General features: G+C 45.3%; 15 protein-coding genes. 7 read left to right on the top strand and 8 right to left on the bottom strand.

The genetic code is table 11. The annotated features are described in order from the left end of the window. Positions 1-151: 151 nt before the first annotated feature. The 4 genes from B9J87_RS08410 to B9J87_RS08395 form a co-directional block, all read right to left on the bottom strand. Entirely contained in the window at positions 152-1,285 is a 1,134-nt protein-coding gene (locus B9J87_RS08410; protein ID WP_094150182.1) for a lipocalin-like domain-containing protein, read from the bottom strand. Continuing rightward, positions 1,286-3,739, bottom strand: coding sequence for an FtsX-like permease family protein (locus B9J87_RS08405; protein ID WP_094150180.1), 2,454 nt, complete (start codon positions 3,737-3,739; stop codon positions 1,286-1,288). Beyond that, entirely contained in the window at positions 3,720-4,391 is a 672-nt protein-coding gene (locus tag B9J87_RS08400; protein ID WP_013857013.1) for an ABC transporter ATP-binding protein, read from the bottom strand. The genes B9J87_RS08405 and B9J87_RS08400 overlap by 20 nt, the downstream gene beginning before the upstream one ends. A gap of 123 nt (positions 4,392-4,514) precedes the next feature. After that, the gene (locus B9J87_RS08395; protein ID WP_017046178.1) at positions 4,515-5,891 is read right to left on the bottom strand and encodes an MATE family efflux transporter; all 1,377 of its coding nucleotides are present in this window, start codon (positions 5,889-5,891) and stop codon (positions 4,515-4,517) included. 40 nt (positions 5,892-5,931) lie between these two features. Between B9J87_RS08395 and B9J87_RS08390 the strand changes: the two genes are divergently transcribed. Continuing rightward, complete coding sequence (locus B9J87_RS08390; protein ID WP_094123729.1) at positions 5,932-7,425, top strand: DUF2867 domain-containing protein; 1,494 nt, start codon at positions 5,932-5,934, stop codon at positions 7,423-7,425. 42 nt (positions 7,426-7,467) lie between these two features. Here the strand turns inward: B9J87_RS08390 and B9J87_RS08385 are convergent, their stop codons facing one another. Genes B9J87_RS08385 through rsuA form a run of 3 tightly spaced genes read right to left on the bottom strand, consistent with a single transcriptional unit; the run spans position 7,468 to position 10,078 of the window. Beyond that, positions 7,468-8,127 carry a DUF2913 family protein gene (locus B9J87_RS08385; protein WP_017049847.1) on the bottom strand — a complete coding sequence of 220 codons (660 nt, stop codon included), beginning with the start codon at positions 8,125-8,127 and terminating at the stop codon, positions 7,468-7,470. After that, positions 8,127-9,335 carry a Bcr/CflA family multidrug efflux MFS transporter gene (locus B9J87_RS08380; RefSeq protein WP_013857017.1) on the bottom strand — a complete coding sequence of 403 codons (1,209 nt, stop codon included), beginning with the start codon at positions 9,333-9,335 and terminating at the stop codon, positions 8,127-8,129. The genes B9J87_RS08385 and B9J87_RS08380 overlap by 1 nt, the downstream gene beginning before the upstream one ends. Before the next feature lie 47 nt (positions 9,336-9,382). Then, positions 9,383-10,078: a 16S rRNA pseudouridine(516) synthase RsuA gene (gene rsuA, locus B9J87_RS08375; protein WP_017044313.1), complete on the bottom strand. Its 696-nt coding sequence runs from the start codon at positions 10,076-10,078 to the stop codon at positions 9,383-9,385. 104 nt (positions 10,079-10,182) lie between these two features. On the opposite strand from rsuA, the gene B9J87_RS08370 reads away from it, so the two are divergent. The 6 genes from B9J87_RS08370 to B9J87_RS08345 all read left to right on the top strand — a co-directional run bounded on the left by B9J87_RS08370 (position 10,183) and on the right by B9J87_RS08345 (position 15,440). Continuing rightward, a complete protein-coding gene (locus tag B9J87_RS08370; protein WP_094150173.1) occupies positions 10,183-11,925 on the top strand; it encodes a DEAD/DEAH box helicase in 1,743 nt (580 codons plus the stop codon). Positions 11,926-11,987: 62 nt separating this feature from the next. Next, positions 11,988-12,377 (top strand): PepSY domain-containing protein, encoded by a 390-nt coding sequence (locus B9J87_RS08365; RefSeq protein ID WP_010318383.1) that lies wholly within the window; start codon positions 11,988-11,990, stop codon positions 12,375-12,377. Between the two features lie 9 nt (positions 12,378-12,386). Continuing rightward, positions 12,387-13,046 (top strand): response regulator transcription factor, encoded by a 660-nt coding sequence (locus tag B9J87_RS08360; RefSeq protein ID WP_010318384.1) that lies wholly within the window; start codon positions 12,387-12,389, stop codon positions 13,044-13,046. Next, on the top strand, positions 13,036-14,376 hold the full coding sequence (locus B9J87_RS08355) for an ATP-binding protein (RefSeq protein ID WP_094150171.1): 1,341 nt from the start codon (positions 13,036-13,038) through the stop codon (positions 14,374-14,376). Before B9J87_RS08360 ends, B9J87_RS08355 begins: the two co-directional genes overlap by 11 nt. A 227-nt stretch (positions 14,377-14,603) precedes the next feature. Beyond that, entirely contained in the window at positions 14,604-14,882 is a 279-nt protein-coding gene (gene rplY, locus B9J87_RS08350; RefSeq protein WP_010318386.1) for a 50S ribosomal protein L25, read from the top strand. 165 nt (positions 14,883-15,047) lie between these two features. After that, positions 15,048-15,440: a ribosome recycling factor family protein gene (locus B9J87_RS08345; protein WP_017047699.1), complete on the top strand. Its 393-nt coding sequence runs from the start codon at positions 15,048-15,050 to the stop codon at positions 15,438-15,440. 1 nt (position 15,441) lies between these two features. On the opposite strand, the gene B9J87_RS08340 is transcribed toward B9J87_RS08345, so the two are convergent. After that, on the bottom strand, positions 15,442-15,798 hold the full coding sequence (locus tag B9J87_RS08340) for a PilZ domain-containing protein (RefSeq protein ID WP_017046184.1): 357 nt from the start codon (positions 15,796-15,798) through the stop codon (positions 15,442-15,444). Positions 15,799-16,037: the final 239 nt, after the last annotated feature.

The following is a 16,037-nucleotide window of genomic DNA, read 5'->3' as shown; positions in this document are numbered from 1 at the left end:
TAACAATACAACGTATATTCCTTGGTTTTCACTATTTTCCCATTGTTGATTAGTTTTCATGCATAACAATTTTACAACAAAATAAAAAAGGTTCACAAAAACACAAAAGGCCAAGAACAACTTGACCTTTAGATTCCGCAAATATTTGAACTTAGTTGCTCGTTAGTTGCATGAAACCCGTCACCTTATGACTACCATCGGTGATAATGGGGCCTTCCCAATAAGGGATCAGAAAGGGTGACCACAAATCGCGATTCACCGCTTTCGTCACCAGATGAATATTATATTTAGGGATGTTTACCACCCATTGTAACGGGATGTCACGCTCATTCTCCGATGCAGCAGAAACGACAGGAACTAAATCAATTTCATCAGCAGATAGTGCGATCGTGGTGCCCGAATCTTTCACAATTGCCCCAAACAAATAGGGCTCTTGCTGAAAATAACGATAGCGATTAACCAATAAGGTTGTTTTGCTATCGAGTTTAACGAACAACTTATCCCATCCCTGTTCAGCGTTAGGCAGTAGATTATTGCCCCACTCCTTGCTCAGCCATGCATTACCTGTGACTTGAATGGGTTGAGAGTTAACACCTAAGTTGAGCACACCTTTGACCTGCAAAAACGGTGCTTGGAGACTATATGAGGCTAAAGAGAGTGAATCATGCTTTTTTTGGTATCCCTGCTGACCAGGTAATACAAATGGCCCGGAAAGGTTATTTTTTAATGAGAGTGAAAACGTGTCCGTCGCTACATCTAATACTCCAGGAAATGGAGTCGTCCCCGGTGCGCGCCAGTTCCAATTATCAATCCACATTTTAAACGGCTTTAATTCTAAGCCGGCTTGACCAATTCCGCCCCGCGCAATCCGCTGTTCACGCCAGACTTCATTCTTTGAAGAGATCACCACATAAGCAAGATAAAGCTGAGGACTAAGCCATCCATTGGCATCTCGAGCTTCATTAGCGAGACGAAAATAACTCCACTGGATCCCATATTGCTGCCCATGTTCATCACTGACATTCGCAAAGTAATGCCACCACTCATGTTCAAAACCTTGATGAAAATTGAAATCTTGAGGAAGTCGTACCGGGCGATTAGGAAGCACGAACTCGAACGGGTGCTCCTTCGATATTGATGATGTATCCATTTGCTTAGAAGCTGTTTCAGAAACGGCATATTCTGAAATCGTTTGCTGTGCCTGCCAATACTGGTGCCACGAATAGAGGCCGAACAATACAGCAATCAACAAAGAGCACAAAAGTACGAGGTATCGTTTCATCATTTATAACGCGTCTCTAAATGAGCTAATCGGTGGCCTTCTGACCAAACGAATAACCGGGATTGCACCTGCGCACATCAAGGTCACCATCGCCCATGCTGCCGTTTTCAAATACTCCCCGGGGATCAACTGCAGTTGGATTGTCCAACCAAAGGATTGTTTAATCACGATGTCCACCACAAGACGAGCGAGTGCAAGCCCTAACGGCATTGCAATCACGAGTGCTATCGCCCCAAAAACACACAACTGCAAGCTGCCAATCACCACCAGCTCTTTACCAGAAACACCCAAACAACGCAGTAGCGAAACATGTCGCTGGCGGGAAACCTCTCCAGCTAACGTAGCAAAGAAAATACCACACACGGCAATCAACAAAGTAATACGCCCGAGCGTATCGGCGATGGCAAAGGTTCGGTCAAACACCCGCATCGCTTGAGTGTGGATGTGATTGTTATCAAAAATCCGCTCAGGGCCCAACCTAAATACCGATTCTAGTCGCTTCTTTAATCCTTGGTCATTCACACCTTCGTGCAAAACCACTCCTAGTGCCACATTTCCCGTACTGGCAAACGCAAATAACCAATTTTGGTGTGATAATAAGACCTGGTGGTAAGGGTTACCATAATCGTAATACACCCCCACGACTTGCCACTTTTGGCCCAAAGGCTCAGAAAGGTCAATAAAATCACCAGGCTTAATGCCTAATTTAAGCGCCATGGATTCACTGATCATCAAACTCTTTGAATGGTGTAAATCATACCAATAGTTAGGAACAGCGAGTTTAACCGTCAACGAGTCTAACTCACCATCGGAGATACCCGTGCTGACCACTTGCAATGCACCTTTGTCGGTGGCGAAATCTTTTTCCCAACGCCACCAAACATCATTGACCTCAGGCTGCGCTTTCAACCAACTGCTCATTCTTGATGCTGAACTATTGGTAGGATAGACATAAATATCGGCCGCTAAACGTTGGTTTAACCATTTTTCAGTAGTGTCTCTAAAGCTACCAACCATGGTTTCAATGCCAATATTCGCCGCCATAGCAATCATAAATGCCATAGTTGCGACACCGCGATAGCTCATACTAGCGGCTGCATCGGCAAAGAACCAACGCGCTTTTACCCAAGCGAGTGAGTAGGAAAAACTGTTGAACAGCGTCCAAATAAGATAAGGCGTAAACAGCGCAACACTGAGTAACATCAACGCAATAATTGCAAAACCAGAAAGTTGCGTTTGTGGAACTTGATACACGGCAATCGCCGCGACAGTCAATGCGCAAGCAACAAGGGCTTGCAGGCGAAATTCTGTGCCAGCAAATCGAAGCAAAGAGAGACGAGCCGAAAGACGAATAGGCTGCGATTTTAGCAACCGGACGAGGGGCCAAGCGCACGCCGCGAATGCACCAATCAACGCCATGACTAAACTGTAACTACTCCACTGCCAATTCCAGCTAATCGATAAACCGACATTAGCATCATACAAGTCACCCAAACTGGCTGAAACCGCTGGAATAAGTTGATTGGCCAATAATAACCCCAATCCGTTACCGCATATCCAGCTAAGCAGGACCATGCCAAACAACTCAATCACCAATGCTTGGGTAAGCTGCCAGCCAGAAACACCCGCTTGCCGTAATAACCCGACTAAAGGTTGGCGCTGGATTAAAGATAAGGACATGGCTTGGTAGAATATAAATAGCCCGACCAAAAATGCCAACATACCCATTGCATTGAGATTGAGATGAAAAGCACGCGTGAGTGATTCCAGCTCAGTGCGAGAACTACGGACTAGCGTCAAACCATTAGGTAAATTATCTTTTAGTCTTTTCAGTTTCTCTGGCGGCATATCACCACAAGCAATAACAGATAAGCCCGAACTTTTCTTGAGCATACGCACCAAGGATAGATCCGCAATAACGCGTGTGCCGTTGATGAGATCTTGTTGATCGATCTGAATAGGACCTAACTTTGATTCATCATCAAGCACGATAAAATCACCCGTTTGCCAACCTTGGAGACGAGCGAGATCAACACTCACCAAAATAGGATACGGCGGATTCATCAATGATAATGTCGAAAATTCCGATAGAGGAAGGCCGCTATTGGTTGGCAACATAGCGACGGGATCAAGCCCAATCAGCGAAATATCCGTGCCATTTTTTGTCGTCAAACGATGGTTTTCAAAAGGAGCGCACTGAGAAAATCCATCACGGCGCAACTGAATATAGAAACCTTGGGGGATTTTATTGGCAATATGCTTGGAACGAATACGATAAGGTAATGGATTAGAAAACAGCTTTTCGCCATGTTCATAACTTTGACGAGCATGCTGGTTGATGGCCGTCACTCCCACCAACAATGAAACGCCAAGCGTTAAACCCAGCCATACTAGGATGATTTGTAAAGGATAACGCCGATAATGACCAAGTAGCGCCTTAACTACGGGCCATAACATGCAACAACCCTCCTTGTAAACGTACGCGACCATCCATATGCTGCGCGACTTTTTCACTGTGCGTCACCAATAATAACGTGCAATCCAGCTGGCGAGTTAAGGTCGTCAATAAACGCATCACCGCCTCGGCATTACGCTCATCAAGACTACCGGTTGGTTCATCTGCTAATAAAATCTTAGGCTCCATGTACAAGGAGCGCGCGATCGCAGCACGCTGCTGCTGCCCACCAGAAACCTCTTCAGGGTATCGGCCTAGCAACGGCATTAAATCAAGCGAAGAAAGAATTTGACGCAGTAAACCTTGGTCTTCCGGCATTCCTTTCAACTGACGACAAAAGCGAATATTATCCGCGAGATTGAGGGTGGGAAGAAGATTAAACTGCTGAAATATATGACCAATGTTATTTCGGCGATAAGCGGTACGCTTATTTTCTGACGTGTCATGCATGGCAAAACTTGGAAACCAAATTTCGCCAGAATCGACAATATCTAATCCGGCAATAAGGTTGAGTAATGTACTCTTACCCGAACCACTTTCACCCATCAATGCGATTTGGTCGCCTCGGTTTAATGTTAACTCTGCCCCCTGTAGCACGGGATGAAATTCATCGCCATCTAGATAGCCTTTACACAGGTTGGTCAGCTGTAACATCAAATCGCTCGCAATCGACTAAAATTGGATTGTGAATCTACACTAATTCTCCTGCAGTAGAAAGCATTTTGGATACCGGATCACATTATGTGCATCAAATTGCACCACCTAACTGCGTTGTGTCTAATTTTCAATCAAATTTCGCATCCACTTCTTGCTTTTCATTCGATAAAGAGAACCGCCCCATTTAATCAACTCTTCAACGAGAAACAATAAATAGATGGCTTCAGGCTTAGCACCAAGCACAATCGCACAAAATGCGGCTAACGGAATACCGATCAACCACTGCGCGACTAAATCTTGGTAAAGACAAAACTTTACGTCACCGCCAGCTCGCAACACGCCAACAATCACAGTCATTGGAATGGAACGTAAAATGATGCCAAGGCTCAGTATCACGATAAACTCTTCAGATAAAGCACGGGTTTCATCCGTCAAGGCGGTGAAAGAGTTCAGGATAGGGATCTGCACCACATACAAGGCGGCAGCGACGATCACGCCTACAAGAAGGCTGATGATAGTTAAACCTAAGGCTTGATAATAAACAGCATCGTACTGCTTAGCGCCAAGTTGGTTACCGACTAAAACCGCAGCCGCATTCGACATCCCAATCAGTAAACTCAATGAAATCGATTCTACTGGCGTCATCACCGATAACGCCGCTAAGCCTTGCACACCACTCTGCCCCATGATGGCATGGTAGACAAATAAACCGCCTGCCCATGCAAGGAAATTAAAGGTGGTTGGCAACGAAAGCTTCAAAAAACGAGAAATGGTAGGCCATTCAATGATGGCTCGGATATCGTCAATTCCAAACGCTAACAGATGTTTCTTGGCATAGAGGTAACCGTATAAACACGCAACTTCAATAAAACCACTGAGCACGGTAGCAATCGCCGCACCTTCGATTCCCATTGCGGGAAAACCCAATTTGCCGAAAATCAGCACCCAGTTTAAAAACACGTTTGAAACAATACCAATACCGCTAAAAAACGTACTGAGCCCCGGTTTATGCATCGCTCGCAGCCCTACCGCCATACTACTGACGCAAGCTACAGCAAACATACTGAGTGAGGTAATAATCAAATATTGGCTACCTAGCGCATTAACGGTCTCGGAATCCGTGGTTAGTGCCATGATTTGACTTGGAAACAGTAAAAATAGTGCCACCGTCATTACAGCAAATAGGTTAGCGACTAACCACGTAAGTGCCGTACTTTCTCGCACGCCCTGTTTGTTTCCTGCGCCCCAATACTGAGCTGTTAACAGTGCGCCTCCGGTTGTCACGCCCACTAGCATGATGGTGGTGACAAAAGTTGCTCTAGCGGCAACGCCTACCGCAGCAATTTCAGCCTCACCTAATTGCCCTAGCATCAAAACATCCACTAGACCACGACTAGAAAACATAATACTTTGCAAGGTGATCGGCAGAGCGATAGCCATTAAGCGACGGAAAAAATCGCCTCTTGTATGTAACACGATTTGCGAAAAAACAGACAACCGATCACCTCAAATTCAACACATTGATAGCACAGGAAAAATGAAGTCGCTATTATACGTCTGTGAGCATAATCTAACCATCTTATTTGAAGGGACCGTCATGAAAAAAGTGTTAGTACTCGGCGCATCAGGCTATGTCGGCTCACAACTGTTACCTTTGCTATTAGCGCAAGGTTTTCAAGTAACGGCCGCAGCTAGGCACATTGACTACTTAACCTCACGTGCCATATCTCATCCCAACCTTACCTTGCGTTATTTAGACCTTACCGATAAAGAGGCAACACTTGCGCTTATCCCACAATTTGAACTGGTTTATTTTTTAGTGCACGGTATGGCGCAAGGACATGATTTCGTCGACTATGAATTGTCGCTAGCGGAAAACGTTAAACAAGCCCTTGAGGTTAGCCAGGTCAAACACCTGATCTACTTAAGTGCGATTCAGCCACAAACCGGAAACTCAGAGCACCTCAAAGCACGGAAAATGACAGGCGATCTACTTAGGAAAAGTCCTGTACCAGTGACCGAGTTAAGAGCCGGTGTCATTCTTGGACCGGGATCAGCCGCATTTGAAATCATGCGTGATTTTGTTTACAACTTACCGATGCTCATCACTCCCAAATGGGTTGATTCCAAAGCAAATCCGATAGCGCTGGAAAACCTCAATCATTATCTACTTGAATTAGCTAATGAGCAGCCCGTTGCACACCAATTGTTTGAAGTCGGTGGGCCTGACACCCTCTCCTACCGCGAACAATTTGCCATTATTTGTCAGGCAACGCAGAAACCATTTCGGTTATGGTCTACCCCACTATTAACCCCCAAAATGGCTTCTTACTGGCTAGGTCTTGTCACCTCAGTCCCTTCTAATATTGGCAGAGCACTACTTGCCGGTTTAGATCATGATTACATTGCCGACTCACAAGCCATTGAAGCACGCTATCCCCAAAAACTGGCCTCCTATCGTGACGTTGTCACCAAAATAATCGAGCATGAAGGGGAATTTACACGCTCGCAGGTGTGGGGATTTGATCCAAGTGCCCTACAGCGTTGGCAACCCGGTTTTGGCTACTATCCTAAACAGGCAGGAGCAACGATTCAGACCTGCGCTTCTGCTGAGGCTTTATGGGATGTTATCCGAACCATAGGCAGCCGCCAAGAAGGCTATTTTTTTGCCAATGCACTATGGCGTACACGCGAATGGCTCGATCTTTTATTCGGTGGTGGCAAACCTGTGCGCCGCTCCCCTTGTGGCCCGGAACTGCAAGTTGGCGATTTTATTGATTCGTGGAAAGTGATCCGCTGCCAACCTCAACAGTTTTTGTCTCTTCTTTTTGGGATGAAAGGCCCAGGATTAGGGCGATTGGAATTTACCATTAAAGATCTAGGCGAAACGCGAGAACTCAATGTGACCGCATGGTGGCACCCCAAAGGATTCTTAGGGTTACTTTACTGGTTCGCGATGATGCCTGCCCACCTTTTTATTTTTAATGGCATGGTCAAAGCCATCGTCAAAAAGGCACAAAAAAAGAGCTAGCGAAATCGCTAGCTCTGCAACTTATTGGGTTTCAATTCCATACTAATCAATAGGAAAGCCTAATGGAATTTCAGCCAATTGCACGCCATGGTTGCTTGGGTATATCAAATACTCACCATGATATTTCACATTCGACTTATAATCGGTACGTTTGTGCACCATAAAGCCAGCACTGCTGGCCTTTTCGACGAAATCAGCATGATGGCCCCGCACAAACCAGTTCATCGGCTTCACGAGCAGTTCACCATCAAAGCATGATTCACACTGATTTGCGCACAAAGCCAATGAGTTTTGCCCATCGGTAAAAAGCTGTAATTTGCCTTCATTCACCAATGGATCACATGTTGTCACTTCCCAGTGAGCCGCTTCCATGAATTCCAAAAACGCGTCAATTTTCTTATCGGTAATGATGTTATCCGCGTCTTGCGCAAAAAACTTACCGTAAAATGCTGAGATGCGTTTGAAGATAAACAGTAATTCAGATTGGTTGCCTTTCGAACGTCCAGCTTTCTGCCAACGATTTAAATCATCCACCACACAGCGATGAAATCGTTGTGCTTTCAATGCCTTACTCACCCAATGCACCAAAAAGTGATTATTAGCTAAAGGCGCATTCACCAGCTTATTCGCTTGGTGTTCTGCTGTTAACTCTTGCAGCGCTGTATTCACTACACGTTGAATTTCGAGGTAATACTCTGACATTACGCCTTTCTTCCTAATGTCCAATAAAAAAGAGATGAAAGTACCGAGCACGCCGTCATGACCACAATCATCGGCCACTCAACATCACTAGGCATCATCGCGACAATCGCTGCAACCACTGAGCCTGTGCCAAAACGCAACGTTCCAGCCAGTGAAGAAGCGGTACCCGCCATTTTTGGATAACCACTTAGCAATAATCCCATTGAATTACTGCCTATCGTTGACAATGTACCAATAAAAAGCACCACAAAAGGCACAATGCCCCATAAACCAAGGTTGAGTAACCACGCGATAAATAGCCCGATACCTGCGCACAACTGAATCAATAAACCAAAGCGTAGCATGGCGTGGGAACCGACTCGTTTCACCATTCGACCATTTAAACTGGTCATGATAATCATCGCGACGATATTGAGGCCAAACAGGTAACCAAATTGATCAGGATCGACTCCATAAATATCAATATAGACAAAAGAGCCTGCGGTCAAAAAGGCAAACATACCAGCAAAAGAGAAAGCACCAGAAAAAACAAGCCCCATCGCGACTGGGTTACGGCTTAACTGCACATAGTTGCGAATGGTATTTCGAAAGCGCAGCGGTTGACGATTTTCTGCACTGAGTGTTTCTGGAATTTTCCAAACCACGAGAGCAATCACCACCGCGGCAAAAATAGCCAACACCCAAAATATCGAACGCCAACCAAACCAAATGGCCAAGTGTCCGCCAATCATCGGCGCAGCTAACGGGGCAACGGTCATCACTAAGGTGACAAAAGACATGGCGCGGGCAAAATCTTCGCGATCAAACATATCACGCACCACCGCTTGGATAACCACAGCCGCCGCTGCTCCAGCAAAACCTTGCGCAGCGCGAACATACGTTAACGCTTCAATACCCTGCGTAGTCGCACTCACAGTGGCAGCAATACCAAACAGTAATACGCCGATCAGCAGCACTGGGCGACGGCCATAACTGTCGGCTAGAGGACCATGCAATAGTTGGCCTATCGCAAAACCAGCGGTATAAGCGGTCAGCGTCATTTGTACCGCTCCAGCACTCACACCGAGATCTTTAGCAATCGCTGGCATGGCTGGCAGATACATATCAATCGCCAGCGGCGTTAATGCGCCAATCGCGCCTAATACTAAGAAGAGTAAAAAACTAATGTGCGGCGTATTATTCGCTGTAACAGGTTGAGATGAAGTCATAGTTCTCCAGATAAATAAGGAATGAAGTTGCAGTAAAGCTAGGCCGTTCAAGCCCCAATAGAAGCCACTTCTTGGTCAGTCAAATAACGGTATTCACCGGGCTCTAGTGCCTCATCTAGCACAATATGACCAATGCGCTCACGGTGAAGGCCAACCACTTTATTGCCTAAAGCAGCAAACATGCGTTTAACTTGATGGTATTTGCCTTCATGAATGGTCAGTAAACATTCATTCTCACCGACGACTTCCAATTGCGCAGGCAAGGTTGGCTCACGCTCATTACGCAGTTCAATACCCGTTAAGAATTGTTCGACATAATTCGCTTCAATAGGGTCTGCAAGCCAGACACGGTAGGTTTTGTCGCATTTGTGTTTTGGCGAGGTAATGCGATGAGACCATTGACCGTCATCGGTGATCAGAACCAAACCTGTGGTATCGACATCCAAACGTCCTGCAAAATGCAAGTCTTGAACATTCACTTCATCGAGCAAAATAAATGCCGTATGATTGAAGCCGTCTTCATGTGAGCAAACGTAACCAGCGGGTTTGTGTAACATGATATAGCGCGGACCATGCAAGATTAACTCACGGCCTTGCCACTCCACCTCACACTCCTGCGTCACCTGCAATGAACCACTTTTCTGCGTCTTACCATTTACTGTGACATCACCACTTTTGATGATCTTGGTGGCTTCTTTACGTGTCGCACCTAACGCATCACACAAAAATTTATCTAACCGCATGATTACCTCATCTAAATCAAGTCAGGTATTATACGCAGCTAAAATGAAATAGTTGATCTATTTCACTGTTTTTATCCAGCGTTCAACAAGAGAAAACGCGAGTTATGTACACACTTCGTCCTTATCAATCGGACTCGGTCAAAGCCGTGATCCACTATTTTCGTCATCACACTACGCCCGCCGTAATTGTACTACCGACGGGGGCAGGAAAAAGTTTGGTTATTGCTGAGCTGGCAAGGCTTGCCAAAGGACGAGTCTTAGTACTAGCGCACGTGAAAGAACTGGTAGAGCAAAACCATGCCAAATATGAGGGCTACGGTTTGCAAGGCGCGGTATTTGCGGCAGGTTTAGGACGAAAAGAGACAGATCAACAGGTCGTCTTTGCTTCGGTACAATCCGTGGTGCGCAATTTAGATGCCTTTAAAAATCAATTTTCATTACTGGTGATTGATGAATGCCACCGCGTACCGGATGAGAAAAGTAGTAGCTATCAAAAGGTGATCACCCATTTAAGCGAGTTCAACCCGGGGATTAAAGTGTTGGGGTTAACCGCTACGCCTTATCGTTTAGGCATGGGCTGGATTTATCAATACCATACTCGCGGCCAAGTGCGCAGTGAGGAGCCTCGCTTCTTCCGTGACTGTATTTTTGAGCTACCGATCCGTTATCTGCTCGATGAAGCTTTTTTAACGCCAGCGCGAATGGTTGATGCCCCCGTGCTCAGTTACGATTTTTCGCAGCTAAAACCCGCCAATACCGGGCGCTACAAAGAAGCCGAACTCGACATGGTGATTGAGCAATCGAAACGTGCCACACCACAGATTGTTCAACAAATCATCCAACTAGCACAGCAAAAACAGGGAGTAATGATCTTTGCAGCCACCGTTCGCCACGCTCAAGAAATTGTGCAATTACTGCCCAACAACGAAACTGCCATCGTCATTGGTGACACGCCGACCCCTGAACGCGACACCATCATCAAGCAGTTTAAACAGCGCCAAATCAAATTCTTAGTTAACGTGTCGGTATTAACCACAGGTTTTGATGCTCCGCATGTTGACCTGATTGCGATTTTACGCCCCACCGAGTCCATCAGTTTATATCAGCAAATTGTCGGACGTGGGCTACGCTTATCCGCAGGAAAAACCGAATGTTTGGTATTGGATTATGCGGGCAATAACTATGATCTTTATCAACCAGAAGTCGGTGAGCCAAAGCCCGATCCCAACAGTGAAATTATTACCATTCCCTGTCCGGCCTGCGGTTTTAATAACAACTTTTGGGGTAAACTCGATGCCGCTGGTTTTTTGCTTGAACACTATGGTCGACGTTGCCAAGGCTATTTTACAGACGAAGAAAGTGGCGAACGAGAACACTGTGGTTACCGTTTTAGAGCAAAATATTGCGGTGAGTGCGGGGCTGACAACGATATCGCCGCACGTATCTGCCATGAATGTGACGCAACACTGGTTGACCCTGATAAAAAGCTCAAAGAAGCACTCAACCTCAAAGATGCATTGGTTTTTGAATGTATCGAAATGGATTTGAATGTACACAAAGATGCAAGTGGAAAAGCGCAACTGCGCGTTACCTATCGTGGTGAGAACGATGCACAAGTCCACGAATTTTGGCCACTAACCACCAAGAAACAGAAACAGGTGTTCCACGACCAATTTGTGCGACCACACCTAGCCGATAAGCATCGCCCTTTTGATCAATCTTCACCAAGCAAAGTGGTGGCTCATCAACACCGTTTTCGTCCACCACAATTTGTCATTGCGCGAAAAGTGGGACGATTTTGGAAAATGCGCGATAAGATCTTTGAAGATGAGCTACAAAACCGATGATTCACTTTCTATTCATGTAAGGTCATTTATACTCTGTTCATCTTATTACAGGGGGGCGCAACATGTTGTTCAAAAAGGGTAAAGCTTTCGCACGCTTACTGCTGCTCTCATCATTATCCTTACCCACTTTAGCTGCGAGCAGTGATGTACACGATTGGGTTCAAGACACTTATAAGCCAGGAACCAAGGTAGAGATTGATGAGGATCAAGACGAGGTCTACGCGGCAGTTCAAAAAGGTTTAATTCATCCATTGTCTGAGCTTTATGCCACGATAGATAAAGAACTCAATGGCCGAGTTATCAAGGTAGAGTTAGATGAAGATGATGGTGAATGGGTCTACGAATTAAAACTGATGCATGACAACCGAGTTATCCGCGTAGAATATAATGCAAGCACATTAGAACTAATGGCTATTCGTGGCAGGAACCTACGCGACATCATCAAAAAATAGAGAATAACCATGAAAATATTGGTAGTCGAAGACGATCCTCGTCTTGGGGAACAAATTGTAGAAGCGCTTGAACAGACCGGCTGGGTGCCTGAATTATCACAAGATGGCATTGATGCACTCTATCGCGCCACATCAGAAGAGTGGGATGTGATTGTGCTCGACCTCGGTTTACCCAAGCTTGATGGGCTCACCGTATTGAAAGGCATTCGAGATGAAAACATCAATACGCCCATTGTGATCCTCAGTGCAAGAGACGGTTTGACTCAACGAGTCGAGGGCTTAAATGCAGGAGCGGATGATTACCTCACCAAACCATTTGAGATGGTGGAATTAACCGCTCGTATCCGCGCACAACTGCGCCGAGCATCAGGTAACGCTTCCCCTGTGATGCAAATCGGTGACTTAAGCCTTGATACTCGAACCTCTAAAGTGATGTGGCAAGGTCAAGCAGTGAGCTTGACGGCACTGGAATACAAAGTGGTTGCCTACTTCATGCACAATGCCGACAAAGTCATTTCACGGACTGAACTGGTGGAACACATCTACAAACAAGATTTCGATAGAGACTCCAACACCATCGAAGTGTTTATTGGCCGCATCCGTAAAAAAATCAATAACAACATTATCAAAACCGTGAGAGGACTGGGATACCAGCTTAATGCAAAATAAAACCTCGGCCTTAAAGCGCCTCAGTTTAAAAAGTCGTTTACTGCTCGCGGCAACGTTTTGGTTAGGTACCATGATTTTAGCGGCGGGAATTGGCATTCCCACACTGATCAAAGACTACCTAGTCAATGATGTGCAAAGTCAGCTACGCTTAGCGATGGATGAAATCACGGCGAACTTGGAAGCGACACCGCAAGGGAATCTAGTACTGTCGTCGCGCCTTTCCGACCCTCGTTTTAGCCAACCCTACAGCGGCCTTTATTGGACGGCCTCAAGCCATGATCAATCGCTTCGTTCTCGCTCATTGTGGGATAAACGCCTTATCAGCGAAAAACATGGCTTGAAAAGCATCGTCAAAGGCGCAAGAGATGAAAAACTTATCGTCATTGAACAAATCATCTACTTACCAGATTTCCCTTCTCCTATCACCATTACCATCGGTCTTGATGAAGCGCCATTACAAGACACTTTAAACAGCGTAATTAGCCAATTGTGGATGATACTAGGTCTGCTCTTCAGTGGTGTATTGGTGCTGATTGGCTTGCAAGTCAGTTGGTCATTACGGCCGTTAGGGAAAATGCAAAAAGAGCTGGCCGCATTGCGCAAAGGTCAACAAGCCAGTCTCAGTGACGAGTACCCAAAAGAAGTCTTTCCGTTAGTCAATGATTTGAATGCACTGTTATTCCACTATCAAGAATTGCTTGAACGTGCACGTAATCATGCAGGCAATCTCTCTCACGCTTTAAAAACGCCGATTTCTGTACTGCGCAATGAGATCGATCATCTTGATTTCGCACAACAGCAGAAACTCAGAACACCGATTGAACAGTTACAAAAACAGATTGACTACCATCTAGGCCGCGCGCGCATGGCTGGCTCAATGAATATTCTTGCGGTAAAAGCCAATCCAAGCGAACGGGTAGATGCTATTTCTATGGCATTTGACAAAATTTACGCACAGCGTGAAATCACGTTAGTTAATGAGTTGGATTCTGATCTAGAGGTTGCCGTTGACCCAACCGATCTCGACGAGATGCTCGGCAACCTACTGGAAAATAGCTACAAATGGGCAGCTTCTTTAGTTCGAGTTCACGCAAAAAATCGAGAAGAAGGCTGGGTAGAAATCCACATCGAAGACGATGGCCCAGGTATTGCTGAGCAAGATCTGGCTAAAGCGATACAGCGTGGCGTGCGCTTAGACGAAACAACCTCTGGATCTGGGCTTGGGTTGAATATTGTCAGTGAAATGGCGCACAGTTATCGCGGTACGCTAACCCTATCGACTAGCACCATGGGGGGGTTAAAAGCGGTGCTAACTTTTCGTTCGGTTTAATGGACGAAATCGAACTCGACATTAAGCAATAAAGACTGTCACGGTCCTTCGTAACACTGCAATAAATCGATGCTGCAAGGGATTTTCTATTGCCCCATCTTAGATAGAGTGCTAGTATCCGCGCTCGTTTTGTTAGTAATCATTGATTCACTATCAAAGCTATACCACATCAGCAAGGTCGCATTGCAGATGTGAAGTTTATTTTTACTAATTTGAGTGTAAAAACTATGAAATTCGAAGCAGTAGTACGTACTGAACTAGGTAAAGGTGCGAGCCGCCGCCTACGTCACGCGGGCCAATTCCCAGCAGTTGTTTACGGTGGTGAAGCAGCGCCAGTTGCTATCGCACTGGATCATTCTGACGTGATCAACCAAATGGACAAACCAGAATTCTACGAAGCAATTACTCTAGTAATTGATGGCGCAGAAGTAAAAGTTAAGCCACAAGACGTTCAACGTCACGTGTTCAAGCCAAAAGTTGAGCACATGGACTTCATCCGCATCTAATTTCCTACCAAGGAATTAGTTGGATAAAATCCAACCTTTTGCATAAAGACTATCGGCCTTACCATCCGAGAAATCTAAAAATTCGAAACCCCGATAGCTACCAACTATCGGGGTTTCACCGTTTTATAAGACCGTGTTATAACGGAAAGTCATTCAAACAAGAACATGGCTATTATGATCATCACGATTTCCCTCCCCTCATTGATTCATCGGCTTGGTGGAGAAAATGCGAAAAAAGCCAAAATGCTGGCGAGAGAATATCAGTGCGACCTGAAACGAATACGACGTTCCAGAAATTGGCAAATCAGTGGTGAGATAACGCAACTTGAATTATTGGCAAATCGGCTCAGAGAACTTGATTCACTGGTCATGCAATTTTTAATAACGAGACTCAAAGACAAACTGGCAGAATATCAGGAACAGCTTGAACCCAAATCAGCCAAATTGGTAAGGCTTGTTAAACAAAACCCATCAATCACTCTCGCCGAACTTATGCACATCACGCACTGCACAATCGCAGAAGCACGCACCGCTCGTTTCAACGCAGACAGTTTTTGATTTAAGCAGAACGTAAAGACGAGAAGTAAGACGGGTATCTTTGGCGAATATAACGCTGTTCTTCAACCATGTGCTTAAAAGCAGGACCATTGGATAGTTGAACCACGACTTCATCTTGTTGAAAGCGCAGTACTTGACCTGCAATTTTGACTGTATTGTTGCTGCGTAGCTGCACCGTACCAGACATCGATAGACCACAATATAAGGTAGTCACTCTCGGCATTGAAATACGAATGCCTTGCTCTGATATTTCACAGACATGGAATAGCTGATCATCAATTTTTACGGTAGGTCTTGCCCGCTTTGGATACTTTAAGCGGTAATATTGCCGTTTCTGTACAAAATCTGCATTGTCCATGGCGTCTATGCATCCTTTATCAAGGTTAATTACTTCTGCGTCATCATGATGCTACGCAAGTGTTGAGAGTCTACCATTTATTATCGGCTTCTGAAGTAAAAACATAATAGAAAGATAGGCAACCGCTATGAATCACCAATTCATCTCATTTGTGAACTCAAATACAATTGGTCAATAATGTAGGAAATTTATCACTGATCACGATAAACGTGAGATAAATCACTCTAAATCCTATATAG

Source organism: Vibrio sp. V19_P1S1T109 (assembly GCF_002241375.1).
Lineage (GTDB): Bacteria > Pseudomonadota > Gammaproteobacteria > Enterobacterales > Vibrionaceae > Vibrio > Vibrio anguillarum.
The sequence above is the reverse complement of the archived record's forward strand: the minus strand, read 5'-3'. Positions and strand labels throughout refer to the sequence as shown.